1 rRNA gene is annotated in these 223 nt (G+C 42.2%); it reads right to left on the bottom strand.

The window, feature by feature from the left end:
* Positions 1-135: 135 nt before the first annotated feature.
* Positions 136-223 (bottom strand): 23S ribosomal RNA (locus tag SAY88_RS25770); the annotation flags it as partial.

Below are 223 nucleotides of genomic sequence, written 5' to 3'. Positions count from 1 at the left end.
ACGGGTGTGACCTCTTCGCTATCGCCACCAGACTAGTTTATTGAACATCGGATTCCTTAAAAGGTATCTTAGTTCACATTTGAGATGGTTCTCTCAAAACTAGATAATGCATTATAGAAACGTATCAAGAAAGTATTGGATAAGTTCTCGACCGATTAGTATCTGTCAGCTCCACGTGTCGCCACGCTTCCACACCAGACCTATCAACCTCATCATCTCTAAG

It is taken from the genome of Halalkalibacter flavus (assembly GCF_036663575.1).
In the GTDB taxonomy this organism is placed as follows: Bacteria; Bacillota; Bacilli; order Bacillales; family Bacillaceae_D; genus Halalkalibacter; species Halalkalibacter flavus.
This window is presented reverse-complemented; position numbering and strand designations above follow the sequence as displayed.